Annotated in this window: 14 protein-coding genes; 8 read left to right on the top strand and 6 right to left on the bottom strand. The window is 50.9% G+C overall.

Going from position 1 to position 14852, the window contains the following annotated elements; all coding sequences use genetic code 11:
- Positions 1-76: 76 nt before the first annotated feature.
- Both argE and argA read left to right on the top strand, forming a co-directional pair.
- Positions 77-1231, top strand: coding sequence for an acetylornithine deacetylase (gene argE, locus XMA127_RS00070; protein WP_173480033.1), 1155 nt, complete (start codon positions 77-79; stop codon positions 1229-1231).
- A gap of 2 nt (positions 1232-1233) precedes the next feature.
- Complete coding sequence (argA, locus tag XMA127_RS00065; protein WP_173482816.1) at positions 1234-2571, top strand: amino-acid N-acetyltransferase; 1338 nt, start codon at positions 1234-1236, stop codon at positions 2569-2571.
- Here the strand turns inward: argA and XMA127_RS00060 are convergent, their stop codons facing one another.
- The 3 genes from XMA127_RS00060 to XMA127_RS00050 are packed head-to-tail and all read right to left on the bottom strand — an operon-like array spanning position 2572 to position 5115.
- Entirely contained in the window at positions 2572-3966 is a 1395-nt protein-coding gene (locus XMA127_RS00060; RefSeq protein ID WP_254448386.1) for an ATP-binding protein, read from the bottom strand.
- Positions 3944-4624, bottom strand: a complete 681-nt coding sequence (locus XMA127_RS00055; protein WP_173480031.1) for a response regulator transcription factor — start codon at positions 4622-4624, stop codon at positions 3944-3946. Before XMA127_RS00055 ends, XMA127_RS00060 begins: the two co-directional genes overlap by 23 nt.
- Positions 4621-5115, bottom strand: coding sequence for a PepSY domain-containing protein (locus XMA127_RS00050; protein ID WP_173482817.1), 495 nt, complete (start codon positions 5113-5115; stop codon positions 4621-4623). The genes XMA127_RS00055 and XMA127_RS00050 overlap by 4 nt, the downstream gene beginning before the upstream one ends.
- A gap of 188 nt (positions 5116-5303) precedes the next feature.
- Here XMA127_RS00050 and ilvD point away from each other — a divergent pair, with 188 nt between their 5' ends.
- Positions 5304-7136, top strand: a complete 1833-nt coding sequence (gene ilvD / locus XMA127_RS00045; RefSeq protein WP_173480029.1) for a dihydroxy-acid dehydratase — start codon at positions 5304-5306, stop codon at positions 7134-7136.
- Positions 7137-7197: 61 nt separating this feature from the next.
- Here ilvD and uvrA read toward each other — a convergent pair whose 3' ends face one another.
- Positions 7198-10020, bottom strand: coding sequence for an excinuclease ABC subunit UvrA (uvrA, locus tag XMA127_RS00040; protein ID WP_173480028.1), 2823 nt, complete (start codon positions 10018-10020; stop codon positions 7198-7200).
- 141 nt (positions 10021-10161) lie between these two features.
- On the opposite strand from uvrA, the gene ssb reads away from it, so the two are divergent.
- The 3 genes from ssb (at position 10162) to XMA127_RS00025 (ending at position 11990) form a co-directional block, all read left to right on the top strand.
- Positions 10162-10677, top strand: coding sequence for a single-stranded DNA-binding protein (ssb, locus tag XMA127_RS00035; protein ID WP_173480027.1), 516 nt, complete (start codon positions 10162-10164; stop codon positions 10675-10677).
- A gap of 69 nt (positions 10678-10746) precedes the next feature.
- On the top strand, positions 10747-11373 hold the full coding sequence (locus XMA127_RS00030) for a LysE/ArgO family amino acid transporter (RefSeq protein ID WP_173482818.1): 627 nt from the start codon (positions 10747-10749) through the stop codon (positions 11371-11373).
- An 8-nt stretch (positions 11374-11381) separates the two neighbouring features.
- Positions 11382-11990: a LysE family translocator gene (locus tag XMA127_RS00025; RefSeq protein WP_173480025.1), complete on the top strand. Its 609-nt coding sequence runs from the start codon at positions 11382-11384 to the stop codon at positions 11988-11990.
- Here the strand turns inward: XMA127_RS00025 and XMA127_RS00020 are convergent.
- Both XMA127_RS00020 and XMA127_RS00015 read right to left on the bottom strand, forming a co-directional pair.
- Positions 11979-12752, bottom strand: a complete 774-nt coding sequence (locus tag XMA127_RS00020) for a sulfite exporter TauE/SafE family protein (protein ID WP_173480024.1) — start codon at positions 12750-12752, stop codon at positions 11979-11981. The two genes, XMA127_RS00025 and XMA127_RS00020, sit on opposite strands and share 12 nt — an antisense overlap.
- A gap of 35 nt (positions 12753-12787) precedes the next feature.
- The gene (locus XMA127_RS00015; protein ID WP_173480023.1) at positions 12788-13285 is read right to left on the bottom strand and encodes a hypothetical protein; all 498 of its coding nucleotides are present in this window, start codon (positions 13283-13285) and stop codon (positions 12788-12790) included.
- A 191-nt stretch (positions 13286-13476) separates the two neighbouring features.
- On the opposite strand from XMA127_RS00015, the gene XMA127_RS00010 reads away from it, so the two are divergent.
- Both XMA127_RS00010 and XMA127_RS00005 read left to right on the top strand, forming a co-directional pair.
- Positions 13477-14385: a dienelactone hydrolase family protein gene (locus tag XMA127_RS00010; protein WP_173480022.1), complete on the top strand. Its 909-nt coding sequence runs from the start codon at positions 13477-13479 to the stop codon at positions 14383-14385.
- A 78-nt stretch (positions 14386-14463) separates the two neighbouring features.
- Complete coding sequence (locus XMA127_RS00005; RefSeq protein WP_173480021.1) at positions 14464-14619, top strand: hypothetical protein; 156 nt, start codon at positions 14464-14466, stop codon at positions 14617-14619.
- The last annotated feature ends 233 nt before the right edge of the window (positions 14620-14852 follow it).

Raw genomic sequence — 14852 nt, 5'->3', positions numbered from 1 at the left:
AGTTTTGAGCTCTGAATCAGTGACCAACGCACTGGAACAGGATAAAGTCAGATGAAATATTTATGGAGAGCCGACCATGCCCATGCCACCCAAGCCGATAGAGATGATCAGTTCACTGATAGCTGTGCCCTCTATCAGCTCAACCACACCGAAATGGGATCACTCAAACCTCGGCGTCATTGAGTTACTGCACAGCTGGTGTGAATCGCTAGGGTTTCAATGTGAGGTGATGCCGGTTCCCAACAACCCAGGCAAAGCCAATCTAATAGCAACCTTGGGCACAGGACCTGGCGGTCTCGTTCTCTCTGGCCATACCGATACTGTGCCCTGTGATCCAGAGCTGTGGAAATCAGACCCTTTTAAAGTCGAAGAGCGTGATCAAAAACTGTATGGGCTGGGCACCTGTGACATGAAAGGCTTTTTAGCACTGGCGATTGAAGCCGCCAAGCAATACAAAGATACACCCTTACAAGCACCGCTGATCATTCTCGCAACAGCCGATGAGGAGTCCTCGATGTCTGGGGCAAGAGCCTTGGTCGATGCGGGCAAACCCAAAGCACGTGCTGCGTTGATCGGCGAGCCGACCAGCCTGAAACCGATCAGAATGCATAAAGGCATGATGATGGAAGCGGTTCGCATTGAGGGGCAAGCGGGTCACTCATCCGATCCATCGCTTGGGGCCAATGCGCTAGAGGCGATGAGTGGTGTGATGAATGAGCTGCTCACAATACGCAGCGAGCTTCAGTCTAAGTATCAGAACTCAAACTTTAGAATCGACGTCCCGACCATGAATTTGGGCTGTATCCACGGTGGTGATAATCCCAATCGGATCTGTGGGCAGTGTGAGTTGGAGTTTGACCTTCGCCCGCTACCTGGCATGTCGATGGATGGACTGCGAAACCTAATCAGCGATCGGCTCAAGCCGATAGAGCAGAAGCACAGAGTGGATCTGAGTGTTCGCTCACTATTCCCCGGCATCCCTCCGTTTGAACAGAGCGAAAGCGAATTTGTGGCATGTGTCGAACGACTCACTGGACACAAAGCGGAAGCGGTCGCATTTGGCACAGAGGCGCCCTTCCTGCAGCAGATGGGGATGCAGACACTGGTACTCGGACCTGGGTCGATTGATCAGGCTCACCAGCCAGATGAGTTCTTAGCGCTGGATCAATTCGCTCCAACCCTCGATCTGTTGCATAATCTAATCAATCAATACTGTGTGAAAGGCTGTTAACGATGGATAGCTCATCGAACTATGTGAAGTGGTTTAGGCACTCATCACCCTACATCCACCATCATCGTGATAAAACGATGGTGATGATGCTGACGGGTGAAGCCGTTGCCAGCGACAACTTTGCTAACATTATTCATGACATTGCGCTGCTGAATGGCTTAGGTGTTAAGCTCGTTCTGGTGCACGGTGCGCGCCCACAAATTGATCAACGCCTTCAAGCTGCCGGCAAAGAGGTTAGACTGCACCACGATCAGCGTATTACCTCACCCGACCTAATGGGTGATGTCATTGATGCCGTGGCCAATGTCAGAACCGAATTTGAAGCACGCCTCTCTATGAGCCTTGCCAACACACCGATGCACGGCGCCAAAATACGTGTTGTTAGTGGCAACTTTGTTATGGCTAAACCGCTGGGTGTTCTTGATGGCGTGGACATGGGATTAACCGGCGAGCTGCGTCGCGTCGACAGTGAAGCGATTCAGCAGCAGTTAGCCCTAGAGAACATAGTGCTGGTGACCAACCTGGGTTACTCACCGACTGGAGAGATCTTCAACCTATCGGTTGAGGAGGTCGCAGTGAATGTAGCGACAGCATTGAACGCCGACAAACTTGTGCTGTTTGGCGCACAGCAGGGTATACGTGATAGCCAAGGCGAGTTACGCAGTGAACTGCTCGCGTCGACGGCTAAACGTCTGGTTTCGCACTATTTAGCGAATATTGATGACCCGACTCAACCACACTCCGAGATCGCTTGTCTGCTTGGTGCCGCGGCCGATGCTTGTGAGCGTGGCGTGCCACGTTGTCACCTAGTGAGCTACCAAGAAGATGGTGCACTGCTAACGGAGTTGTTCACCCGGGATGGTTACGGCACGATGGTCAGCCGCCACTCCTATGAGCAGGTCAGGGAAGCGAGCATCGATGATGTCGGCGGTCTGATTGATCTTATCGCCCCTCTAGAGCAGGCCGGTGTGTTGGTGCGCCGCTCTAGAGAGCTGCTCGAATCTGAAATTGAGCGCTTCTCTGTCATTGAACGAGATAATGCGATCATTGGCTGTGCCGCGCTCTACCCCTTCCATGCAGAGGGCGTTGGTGAGCTTGCCGGAATAGCGGTCAGTGATGAGTATCGTGGTGGTGAACGTGGTGATAGTCTGCTTGAGCACATTACTGAGCGAGCTAAAGCCATTGGCCTGAAAGAGTTGTTTGTACTGACAACAAGAACCGCACACTGGTTCTTGGAGAGAGGCTTTGTAGAGCGCGATTTAAGCGCACTACCCACTGAACGTCAGGCGCTCTATAACTTTCAAAGAAACTCAAAAGTCTTCTTTAAAATCTTGGAGTAATCACTCCTCACCAGCCGGAAGGCGGAGTCTAATCTGGGCTCCGCCAAGCTCCGACTGCGCTATTTCGATACCCCCGTTGTAACTGCTGACAATATCCGTCACAACGGCTAAACCTATGCCCTGACCAGGTCGAGAGGTGTCGAGACGAGCACCTCGTTCAATGACAACCTGATGTTCCTCTGTCGAGATAGCTTGGCCATCATTCTCTATAACAATCTCTAACCACTGCTGCTCTTGCGTCGCAGAGAGACGAACCTGATGATCACAATACTTAAAGGCATTCTCAATCAGATTACCCAGCATCTCCATCAGATCTCGTTCATCACCCGCGAAGAAATGATTTAACCCTTCACGCTCGACATCGATCTCTTTTGCGGCATAGACCCGGCCAAGTGCATTAACAATACGATCGACCGACAGCAGCAAGCTGGTGGCGCCTGTCATAGCCTGCTCTTTAGACTTCACCGCACGGCTCAATTGATACTGCACAATCTGAGTCATGCGATCACTCTGCTCTTCAACCAAGCGTTTATAGCTCGATTGCGAGTGTTGCTCTTCTCCGGCACCACGAATCACTGCCAGTGGTGTTTTAAGACTGTGTGCAAGGTCGCCTAGGGTGTTGCGGTAGCGCTCTCGTTGCGAGCGCTCGGATTCGATCAGGCGGTTCAAGTTCTTGGTAATACGCTCCACCTCATAGGGATAGACACCTTCAAGCTTCTCCGCATCACCCTGCTCAATCATAGAGAGGTCGTCAGCAAGATCATCCAAGGGTTTCAGACCCCAACGAAGAATAAAGAACTGCAGCAAAAGAGCCAGCAAGTAGACCGCTAATAACCAACCCCACAACTGGCGTTGGAAGGCGAGCAGCTCTTCCATCGCGGCCGCATCTGAACTCACTATCGCGATGGTGTAACGAAACTCCTTCTCTTCAATCTCCCAAACCAGTGGGTAGACGTAGAGGTAGAATCCTTGATCTTTTAAGTGCTGAAATCGACTACTGCCCGGCTCCGGCTGGATGGTTGAAACCTGCATGAGAAACTGCTCTTCGAGCAGTGCACTCGACTCAGACTGCCAACGCAATAGACCTTGAGCATCGAACACCAGCCCTGATAATCCAGATTGGACCTGACTGAAACGCGGCTCTTGAAGGCGGCGTGGTAGGACGAGCTCCCCCTCCACCAGATCAGCGGACCCCAAAATACCATAGGTTTGCAGTTGCGCTTGGGAGCGCTCCGATGCAAACAGACTGCTCTCGTAGGCGTTCTGCAGTGCTGCACCGGCGAAAATAATCAGAATAGGGAGCAGCACAATCGACGCCCAAAGGAGTCGAGTCTGCAGAGATCCGGGCACCCATTTGATGCCCGAAAAGAACTTATTCAGAGGCTTCCAGAGCAAAACGATAGCCTAGACCTCGGACGGTCATGATCGGATGCAAGGTCTGATCAGGATCCAGTTTTTGACGAAGACGACGAACAAACACTTCCAACACATTGGAGTCGCGATCGTAATCTTGATGGTAGAGATGCTCAGTCAACTCAGCTTTAGAGATTGTCTTACCAGCGTGCACCATTAGGTATTCCAATGTGCGGTACTCATAGCTGGTCAGTTTAATTTCTGAGCCATTAACAAATACGGCACGTGCGACCGTATCCAAAGTAATGGGGCCAAAGGTCATCTGCGGGGAGGCATGACCTGCAGCACGGCGAAGCAGTGCATTCACGCGCGCATTCAGCTCTTCCATGTGGAAAGGTTTAACAAGGTAATCGTCAGCGCCCGCTTCTAACCCCTCTACCTTATCCTGCCAATCACCGCGTGCAGTAAGAATCAAAATAGGGAACTGTCTCTGCGCTTTACGCCAGCCTCGAATAACATCAAGGCCTGACATGCCGGGTAGGCCAATATCGACAATCGCAAGATCGTATTCAAACTCACTGCCCTGGTAGAGCGCTTCGTTACCATCACCGCAATCTTCTACAGTATAAGCACGACCCGATAGACCGCTGACTAGCTGACGACGTAGATCCGGATCGTCCTCAACGACGAGTATTTTCACTGTGCAGCCTCCTCACTTAAAGGAGCTTTCTCGCTTACAGGAACATCCTCGGTTACCGTATCCGATTCAGCTTCTGCAGCAAGCGGCTCTTCAAGAGGCTTAATAATGTCACCATTAGCTGCATCAATAACTACGTCTTTAACACGCCCTTCGTTAACGATACGTATAGTGAAGAGAAGCAGTCCAGCTTCGTCCGGTGTCTCTTCCGCTTTCACCACTTCGCCACCGAATGTGTCGATGGCCAGATCAGCTGCAGCCTTAAGATCAAAGGGCAATTGCACATCAGCCACGCTCACTTCAGCGGCACTGGTCGATTCAGGGGTGACAACAGGATCAATGACACCGTCAGGATTTGGCACGGCTTCAGGCGAGGTAACATCTGCTTCAACAACAGCAGTAACCGCATCGGCCACGGCCTCTTTATCAGCGGCACTAGCAACAGAAAACCCCAAAAACACGGGGCTCAACATCAACAAAAATAAGTGTTTCAAACACTCCTCCAAACACGAGGATAAAACAATGATTATTAGAATAACTCAGCACATATTAATTGAGTCTGAATCGGTAAAAAACCCTACTCAGAATAAGGAACCTGCGAACAAGTCTTTAAGCTGATCATTTCGTTCAATCTGATATACTGAGAGGATAATTTTTTGGCGTAATCAAAAGAGAGAAGACGATGCCACAGTACCGTTCAAAAACATCCACCGCTGGCCGCAATATGGCTGGTGCCCGCGCGCTTTGGCGTGCAACTGGCATGAAAGATGATGACTTTCACAAACCGATCATTGCCGTAGCCAACTCATTTACTCAGTTCGTTCCCGGCCACGTTCACCTAAAAGACATGGGGCAGCTAGTCGCACGTGAGATCGAACGTGCGGGCGGTGTTGCAAAAGAGTTCAACACCATTGCCGTCGATGACGGCATCGCGATGGGCCACGACGGTATGCTCTACTCTCTACCTAGCCGTGACATCATCGCCGACTCAGTGGAGTACATGGTGAACGCACACTGTGCCGATGCCATTGTCTGCATCTCTAACTGTGACAAGATCACACCGGGAATGTTGATGGCCTCTATGCGCCTGAACATCCCTGTTATCTTCGTCACCGGCGGCCCAATGGAAGCCGGCAAGACAAAACTAGCAGAGCACAAACTCGATCTAGTCGATGCAATGGTACTGGCAGCCGATCCAACGGCTTCCGATGAGACAGTAGACGCCGTTGAGCGCTCAGCCTGTCCAACCTGTGGTTCTTGTTCTGGTATGTTTACGGCCAACTCGATGAACTGTTTGGCAGAAGCTTTAGGTCTTGCTCTACCAGGTAACGGTACGGTCGTGGCAACCCACGCTGACCGTGAAAACCTCTTCCTAGAGGCAGGCCGCCGCATCGTTGAGATGGCAAAGGACTACTACGAGAATGACAACGAACGCGTTCTACCTCGTAGCGTTGGATTCAAAGCCTTTGAAAACGCGATCACGCTGGATATCGCAATGGGCGGTTCTACCAATACCATTCTTCACCTTCTAGCGATTGCTCAAGAGGCAGAGATCGACTTCACATTGGCTGACATCGATCGTCTTTCACGCGTCGTCCCACAGCTCTGTAAAGTGGCGCCAAATACACCTAAATACCACATTGAAGATGTACACCGTGCGGGTGGCATCATGGCCATTTTGGGTGAGCTCGATCGTGGCGGCAAATTACACACCGACGTTCCAAGCGTAGCTGGTAAAGATATGGCTGAAGTGCTCGACAAATGGGACATCATGCGCAATCCAACACCGGAAGTCGTTGAGTTCTACAAAGCGGGTCCTGCCGGTATTCCAACTCAACAAGCCTTCTCTCAATCGACGCGCTGGCCATCTCTTGATGGGGATCGCGCCGAGGGTTGTATCCGTTCAGTAGAGCACGCTTTCTCTCAAGAGGGTGGCCTAGCTGTACTGTTCGGCAACCTAGCTCAAGATGGTTGTGTTGTGAAAACAGCCGGTGTTGATGACTCGATCCTTGTGTTTGAAGGTCCCGCACACATCACCGAATCTCAAGACGAAGCGGTTGATCATATCCTAAACGACCAGGTCAAAGCGGGCGACGTTGTCATTGTTCGTTACGAAGGTCCTAAGGGTGGCCCAGGCATGCAAGAGATGCTCTACCCAACGTCATACATCAAGTCTAAGGGTCTAGGTAAAGCCTGTGCTCTTCTTACTGATGGTCGTTTCTCGGGTGGTACTTCAGGCCTATCGATCGGTCACGTCTCACCAGAAGCTGCTGGTGGCGGTAACATCGGTCTTGTTCGAGATGGCGATATAATTCGTATCGACATTCCAAATCGCACCATCGACGTGCTTGTCAGCGATGAAGAGCTAGCGACTCGTCGCGCAGCGCAAGATGCAGCGGGATGGAAGCCTGCTAAAGAGCGTCCTCGTAAAGTCTCTGCAGCGCTAAAAGCCTACGCGAAGCTTGTTACGGCAGCGGATAAGGGTGCCGTTCGCGATCTTAGTCAGCTGGACTGATCTAATCGCAAGCGACATAAATAAGCCGGCAGAAGTGCCGGCTTTTTTGTAGGTGTAGGGTTTAGAGCATCGGTTTTAAGAAACGCCCCGTCTCAGACCCTTCAGTATCAGCCACCTGCTCAGGGGTTCCTTCAGCGACAATACGACCACCGCCACTGCCACCTTCAGGCCCCAAATCGACTATCCAATCCGCCGTTTTAATCACATCGAGGTTGTGCTCGATAACAACGATGGTATTGCCGTGATCGCGCAGACGATTAAGGACCGTCAACAGCTGCTCAATGTCATAGAAGTGCAGACCGGTCGTCGGCTCATCGAGAATGTAGAGCGTCTTGCCTGTATCCCGCTTAGAGAGCTCTTTGGCCAACTTAACGCGCTGCGCCTCACCACCGGACAGCGTCGTTGCCGCTTGGCCTAATCGGATGTAACTCAAGCCGACATCGATCAGGGTCTGTAATCTGCGAGCCAAGGCAGGGATAGCATCGAAGAACTCTCGTGCGTCCTCAACCGTTTGGTCCAGCACCTCATGAATATTTTTACCCTTGTACTGAACTTCCAGAGTTTCGCGGTTGTAACGCTTCCCTTTACAGACATCACAAGGCACGTACACATCCGGTAGGAAGTGCATCTCTACCTTAATAACGCCATCACCCTGACAGGCTTCACAACGTCCGCCTTTGACGTTGAAGCTGAATCGTCCTGGTTTGTAGCCACGTGAACGAGCCTCTTGGGTACCGGCAAACAGTTCGCGTACCTGAGTAAAGATACCGGTATAGGTTGCAGGGTTTGAACGAGGGGTACGACCGATTGGACTCTGATCGATATCGATTACCTTATCGAAGTGGTCCATACCGACCACCTTTTTATACGGAGCTGGCGTTAAGGTCGTCGCGTTATTCAGTTCCGTTGCCGCAATCGGGTAGAGCGTATTATTAATTAGTGTCGACTTACCAGAGCCCGATACACCGGTGATACAGGTAAACAGGCCAACCGGAATCTCTAGGTCGACGTTTTGCAGATTGTTACCAGAGGCCCCAAACAGTTTGAGCGACTTCTTAGGATCACGCTCATGGCGCTGCTTGGGCACCTCAATGGCACGCTTGCCGGAGAGGTATTGACCAGTAAGTGAGCGCTCACTGTTAACGATATCCTCATAGCTTCCAGAACCAACAACCTCGCCACCGTGTACACCGGCACCAGGACCAATATCAATAATATGATCAGCTTGGCGGATCGCATCCTCGTCGTGCTCAACGACAATCACGGTATTACCCAGGTCGCGTAGATGCTCAAGCGTCTTCAAAAGACGCTCATTATCGCGTTGGTGCAGACCGATAGAGGGCTCATCTAGGATGTACATCACACCGACTAGACCGGCACCAATCTGACTGGCCAGACGAATACGCTGAGCTTCGCCGCCTGATAGAGTCTCTGCACTGCGCTCTAGAGAGAGGTAATCAAGTCCGACATTGACAAGGAAGCTGAGTCGTTCACGGATCTCTTTCAGCACTTTCTCTGCGATCTCGCCCTGTTTTCCCTCCAGCTTCAAGCCATTGAAGTAGTCCAATGCTGAACCAATGGGGTAACGTACAAGCTCTGGCAGTGTCTTGTCATCGATGAATACGTGACGCGCTTCACGACGCAGACGACTGCCAGAACAACTCGGACAAGGCTGCATGTTGATGTACTTCGCTAAGTCATCACGCACCATGTCTGACTCAGTCTCTTTATAACGACGCTCAAGGTTATTAATAACCCCTTCAAAAGCGTGTGATTTAGAGACGATATCGCCACGATCATTCAGGTAGCGGAATGGTACTGTCTCAGTACCGCTGCCATAGAGGATCACCTCTTGATGCTTTTTAGACAGATCCTTAAACGGCGTATCGATATCAAAGCCGTAGTGTTCGGCAACTGCTTTAAGCTGTTGGAAATAGTAAAGCGTGCGTCGATCCCAACCACGAATTGCCCCTTCAGAGAGCGTCAGAGTGTTATCTTGAACAACCTTGTTGGGATCAAAATACTGCTTAACCCCCAAACCATCGCAGCTTGGGCAAGCGCCGTGTGGGTTGTTGAAAGAGAAGAGGCGCGGCTCTAGCTCTTGAATGGAGTGCCCACACTTAGGACAAGCAAAACGCGCAGAGAAGATCATCTCTTCGCCCGCACCCTCATCCATCCAATCAACCGTTGCCAGACCGTCGGTAAGATTGATGGCGGTTTCAAACGACTCAGCAAGACGTTGCTGTAGGTCAGATCGCACTTTAAAACGATCTACGACCACATCAATACGGTGCTTCTTGTTCTTATCGAGCGCCGGGACATCATCTAAATCAACAACCGTGCCATCAATACGAGCTCGAACAAAGCCTTGGGCTCTTAACTCATTCAAAGTGTGCAGATGCTCGCCTTTACGATCCTGCACAACAGGTGCCAGTAGCATCAGTTTAGACCCCTCTGGCAGTGCCAACACTTGGTCGACCATCTGACTGATAGTTTGCGCCTTTAGAGGTAGATCATGATCAGGACAACGCGGTTCACCCGCACGAGCGTAAAGAAGGCGCAGGTAGTCATAGATCTCAGTAATGGTACCGACCGTTGAACGCGGGTTGTGGGAGGTCGACTTCTGCTCAATAGAGATGGCCGGCGAGAGACCTTCAATGTGGTCCACCTCGGGTTTTTCCATCATCGATAGGAACTGACGCGCGTAGGTAGAGAGTGACTCGACATAACGTCGCTGTCCCTCAGCATAGAGCGTATCGAAGGCAAGTGAGGACTTACCAGATCCCGATAGACCGGTGACTACGACTAACTTATCGCGGGGTATCTCTAGATCGATCCCTTTAAGGTTATGGGTGCGCGCACCGCGTACCAGAATTGTGTCCATTACTGCTCCGGCCGTGAAAAAACGAGTACTATATCATGCAGTTCAATACGACAGATAAGTAGATTGCAATTACGGCTGAATCGCCGCTTTTGATCTGTTAAAGTAACCTAAATTGATTAAAGTTTTTGTGCGGAGATAAGAATGGCACGCGGTATTAATAAAGTAATTCTAGTGGGTAACATTGGTGGTGACCCAGAGACTCGTTACATGCCAAACGGTGGTGCGGTGACCAACATCACACTGGCAACCAGTGACTCTTGGAAAGACAAGAACACGGGGCAAATGAACGAACGTACCGAGTGGCACCGCATTGTATTCTTTAACCGCCTTGCTGAGATCGCTGGTGAGTACCTTCGCAAAGGTTCAAAAGTCTACGTTGAAGGCGCACTGCGTACCCGTAAATGGCAGGGTCAAGATGGCCAAGATCGCTACACTACTGAAATCGTAGCGAGCGAAATGCAGATGCTAGATGGCCGAAATGGCGGTGGCGACAACATGGGCGGCGGTTACCAACAGCAGGGCGGCGATATGGGTTACAACCAACAACCTCAGCAAAGTGCACCGCGTCAACAAGCGCCTCAGCAGGCGCCGCAACAACAAGCCCCGCAACAGCAGCCTCCTGCGTTTGATGACTTTGATGATGACATCCCGTTCTAAGCGATCGCTTAGATAGGATAGCCATCAAGAAGCCACGAACTCCGTGGCTTCTTTTGGTTTGGACCGACTATGACATTGCTACCGACTGCTTACATTACAGGTGCCATTACCGGAGCGAGCTTAATCGCTGCGATTGGTGCTCAAAATGCCTTTGTATTAACCCAAGGAGTTAAGCAGCACTACTTTTGGCAGATTGCCCTCACCTGCGCATTGATCGATACCCTGTTAATTTTTGCGGGTGCCGCCGGCATGGGTGCTTTAATCAATCGCTCCGAGCTATTTTTAACCTTGGTTACCTGGGGCGGTGCTGCCTTTTTGATACTCTATGGATGCAAAGCAGGGTTGTCGGCACTCAAAAGCAACACTCTACAAGCTAATAAAAGCGCAGGTTTTAGCAGCCTCTCTACAGCATTGATGGCAACCGCAGCCTTAAGCCTGCTTAACCCCCATGTCTACCTAGATACTGTGGTACTACTGGGCAGCATTGCAGGGCGTTATGACAGCCTAGACACTTATTGGTTTGCAGCCGGTGCATCCAGTTTCTCTCTGCTCTGGTTTTTAACCATTAGCTACGGTGCGAGAGCGCTTACACCTCTGTTTGCCAATCCACTGGCTTGGCGCGTATTAGATTGCCTCGTAGCCCTTACTATGTGGACAATAGCTTACCTGCTGTTAACCGACTCTTTAGGGAAATAGGGAGAGATATGAACGAAGCTCAATGGTGGATATTCCTTCCAGCCTGTATCGGGATGAACTTTTTCCCTGGTCCCAATAACCTGATAGCACTGATACATGGGACACGCACTTCACTCTTTGCTGCATCAGTTGCCGGTCTTGCGCGTCTACCCGTCATGGTGGTGATGCTGGTTCTGCTTGCTTATGGCCTAGAAGCGCTGCTTGCACTAAGCGAACACGCTTTCTTTGTTATGAAGCTAATCGGTGCCGCTTACTTGCTCTACATGGCCTGGCAATCACTCCGTGCACAGGTCAACCTGAACAGTGTCGATGCACAAGAGACAAAAATCTGGGAGATGGCTCGATCAGAAGCGATCGTCGCCTCAACCAACCCTAAGTTGATCCTGATCTTCACCGCCTTCTTTCCACAATTTATGGATCCAACAGCCAATATCGCCGAGCAGGTTACTGTCATGGGCGGAACCTTTATTGTGATAGAGATCGGTGCGTTAATTGCTTATGCATCGGGTGGCCGCTGGTTGCAGAAAAAGCTCGCTGATGAGTCAAACACTAAGTGGTTGGCACGTTTCACCGCAACAGCATTAACGGCCGCGGCTGGTTTGGTGTTAATGCCATAAAAACGATTCGACCCCCTGCCACAGTAATCGCAGCGCAAGCAGAGTAATGACCAGTCGAAACAGCTGATTAAAGAGATCAGAAGAGATCTTATGCAGAATGTTGAGCCCGACCCAAGTGCCTATTGCGCCCGATAGAATCATTAGTGCGATGAGGGGCAGCCACTCAAGGAATGAGAATCCAACAAACGCGAACACAACACCCTTTAATAGATGTTGCCCCGTCAATGCAGCGGCCATTGTCGCTACTTTCGATAGCTTATCCGCTCCAGTGCGGTAGACAAGCCCTCCGACTAAAGGGCCGGTTGCTCCAACAAACATCGAGATAATCGTGGTTAACCCACCTGCTACAACTGCCCCTTTTGGAGAGAGACCACCCCCTTTCGGTTTAGGCCCCCAAACGATCCATAATATAAATAGGCCAACCGCAATTTGAATCCACGTCAGGGGCAACTGAACGACGATGAACGACGCAATCACCGCTCCTATGACGGCACCCGCCATAAATTGAGCGATCAATGGACGATCAATATGGCGCCAAGTCAGCAGTGCACGATTAAAATTAGAGCCAAATTGGACCAATCCATGCACCGGAATCAGTGCAGCAAGCGGCATTATCTGCGCCAAGACCGCTAGCAACAGCGCGCCGCCACCAATGCCAAGCGTTGCCGTTAGCAGCGAGGTAAAGCCTGAAAGCACAATTAGAAACCAAGATTCTGATACGGTCAGCAAATCGGGTAGCAGGGCGTTAATGGATGCGAGCATAGTAAATAAACTGTTAATGGAATTTTGACGCGGTCTTAATGGACCAGGGCCGGCTGAGTCACTGAGGGGGACTGCTGAAGCCAACTAGGCCATTTATCATAGTGCCACTCAGCGACCTCAAATAGCCGGTGCATAATATTCAGCCACTGACGAGCATTAACACGAGGCATGGCAAGAGTGGCACACTCCTCATCACAGAATAGCTTTAACGTCAGTCGCTCATGCGAGACATTCAGATCAACACGATTGATTAACCACTCAGAACTGCCCTCTATCGCCTTAACAGGTGCCTCTTCGACCTGAGCTTGTTGAGCACGGTATTGAGTAAATGATTGAAGAGTATCCGACTCAGGACGCCCCACTGTCTCTGATTCAATCGCTTTAACCATCGCCCCAATGAGTCGCACCAAAAGACGACGCGTTAGCCAAATGACAATCGTTTGCTGCTGACTCTCTTCGACCACCATTCGAATTCGGTCCTCAGACGGTGAGAACTCGGTGGTGAAGCGATTAATAGTGAAATCTGATGGCATATTAGAATTAGATAAACGGAACGAATGGCACGCAGCCCGACACAAGCAGGGCCGTTAATAAAAATATCATTAGGCGCATTTCAAAATCCTAAGCTATAAATAAGAGACTCATTATAGAGTTTGCTCCAGTAGTAAGAAACCGACGCATAGGCAAAAGAGTATCTGTAAATCATCAGCACAGGAGTGCAACCATGGATATGCAACAAAAAGAACAAACCCCGCTGACCATTCCTCAGGTCGCGTTTGATTGGTACGACGAATATGCACACGGTGATATTGACCGACGCACCTTCCTAGCGCGCTTAGGCACTTTAGGCATTGCAGGATTAACCCTTGGCGCAATGACGACAGCACTGACACCAAACTACGCCCTGGCGGAACAGGTCTCATTCAATGATCCCGAAATCAAAGGGAGATATGTAGAGTTCGAGTCGCCTGAAGGCCATGGAAAAGGGCGCGGATACCTAGTTGTTCCAGCAGGGGTCGATGAGATGAATGATGCGCCGACCGTACTGGTTGCCCACGAGAACCGTGGTTTGAATCCATACATCGAGGACGTCGCTAGACGTCTGGCCAAAGCAGGCTATATCGCCTTTGCACCCGATGCTCTCTATCCATTGGGTGGTTACCCAGGCAACGATGACGAAGGCCGCGCAATGCAGCGTACGTTAGAGCGAAGCAAAATCGTTGCAGACTTCATTGCAGCCGCTCAGTTTATTAAGAATCACGAGTTCAGCAGTGGCAAACTGGGTATGGTTGGATTCTGCTTTGGTGGCTACCTAGTCAATCAACTAGCGATCGATCTAGGATCAGATTTGAACGCCGGTGTTCCCTTCTATGGAACGCCTGCTGAAGACGGATTTGAGAAGATCACTGCTCCATTACAGTTCCACTTTGCAGAACTGGATAAGCGCGTGAATGGAACCTGGGTCGACTACCAGCCTATATTGGATAAGCTAGGTAAAACTTATACCGCTCACACCTACGCAGGAGTGAACCACGGCTTCCACAACGACTCGACTGCACGCTACAGCGAAGCTGAAGCAGAGCTGGCTTGGGAGAGAACCTTGGCGTTCTTTGCAGAGCATTTGAGAGGGTAGTTGGAGCGGTCTTGCGAAGGCCGGGAAGGTTGGGCGCGTAATTGGAGAGCAGATGACAGGCTAAAGCCAGTCACTGGTGTGCTTAACTCACTACGAAGCTACGGTGACTGGCCTTCAGCCTGTCATCCGCTCTATCCGTTGGCAGAGATTCTGTTAAAACGTTGGAGCGGTCTTGCAAAGGCCGCGATGGATTTGGCAGAGATCCTTTACGAAGCTCTCAATGACCTACAATAGGTGCCGAGCGTTGCTCGTCATCGCTTCGCGACGCTTGCAGCGCCTCAACCCCGCCCCGTTGGGGCATGGGTTGTCACATGGGCATTCGCTCAGAAGTCTCCTTGCGACCAAAAAACAAAAAACCCCAGGACCTTTCGGTACTGGGGTTCTTTGTTTATTAGGTGCCTGGCAATGACCTACTCTCACATGGGGAAACCCCACACTACCATCGGCGATGACGCGTTTCACGACTG

Origin of the sequence: Marinobacterium sp. xm-a-127 (assembly GCF_013283425.1) — a bacterium.
In the GTDB taxonomy this organism is placed as follows: domain Bacteria; phylum Pseudomonadota; class Gammaproteobacteria; order Pseudomonadales; family Balneatricaceae; genus Marinobacterium_E.
This window is presented reverse-complemented; position numbering and strand designations above follow the sequence as displayed.

Excerpts from the sequence above, each read along its gene's own strand:
- argE (WP_173480033.1), top strand. The coding sequence starts at position 77 with ATGCCCATGCCACCCAAGCCGATAGAGATGATCAGTTCACTGATAGCT.
- argA (WP_173482816.1), top strand. The coding sequence starts at position 1,234 with ATGGATAGCTCATCGAACTATGTGAAGTGGTTTAGGCACTCATCACCC.
- ilvD (WP_173480029.1), top strand. The coding sequence starts at position 5,304 with ATGCCACAGTACCGTTCAAAAACATCCACCGCTGGCCGCAATATGGCT.
- uvrA (WP_173480028.1), bottom strand. The coding sequence starts at position 10,020 with ATGGACACAATTCTGGTACGCGGTGCGCGCACCCATAACCTTAAAGGG.
- ssb (WP_173480027.1), top strand. The coding sequence starts at position 10,162 with ATGGCACGCGGTATTAATAAAGTAATTCTAGTGGGTAACATTGGTGGT.
- XMA127_RS00030 (WP_173482818.1), top strand. The coding sequence starts at position 10,747 with ATGACATTGCTACCGACTGCTTACATTACAGGTGCCATTACCGGAGCG.
- XMA127_RS00025 (WP_173480025.1), top strand. The coding sequence starts at position 11,382 with ATGAACGAAGCTCAATGGTGGATATTCCTTCCAGCCTGTATCGGGATG.
- XMA127_RS00020 (WP_173480024.1), bottom strand. The coding sequence starts at position 12,752 with ATGCTCGCATCCATTAACGCCCTGCTACCCGATTTGCTGACCGTATCA.
- XMA127_RS00015 (WP_173480023.1), bottom strand. The coding sequence starts at position 13,285 with ATGCCATCAGATTTCACTATTAATCGCTTCACCACCGAGTTCTCACCG.
- XMA127_RS00010 (WP_173480022.1), top strand. The coding sequence starts at position 13,477 with ATGGATATGCAACAAAAAGAACAAACCCCGCTGACCATTCCTCAGGTC.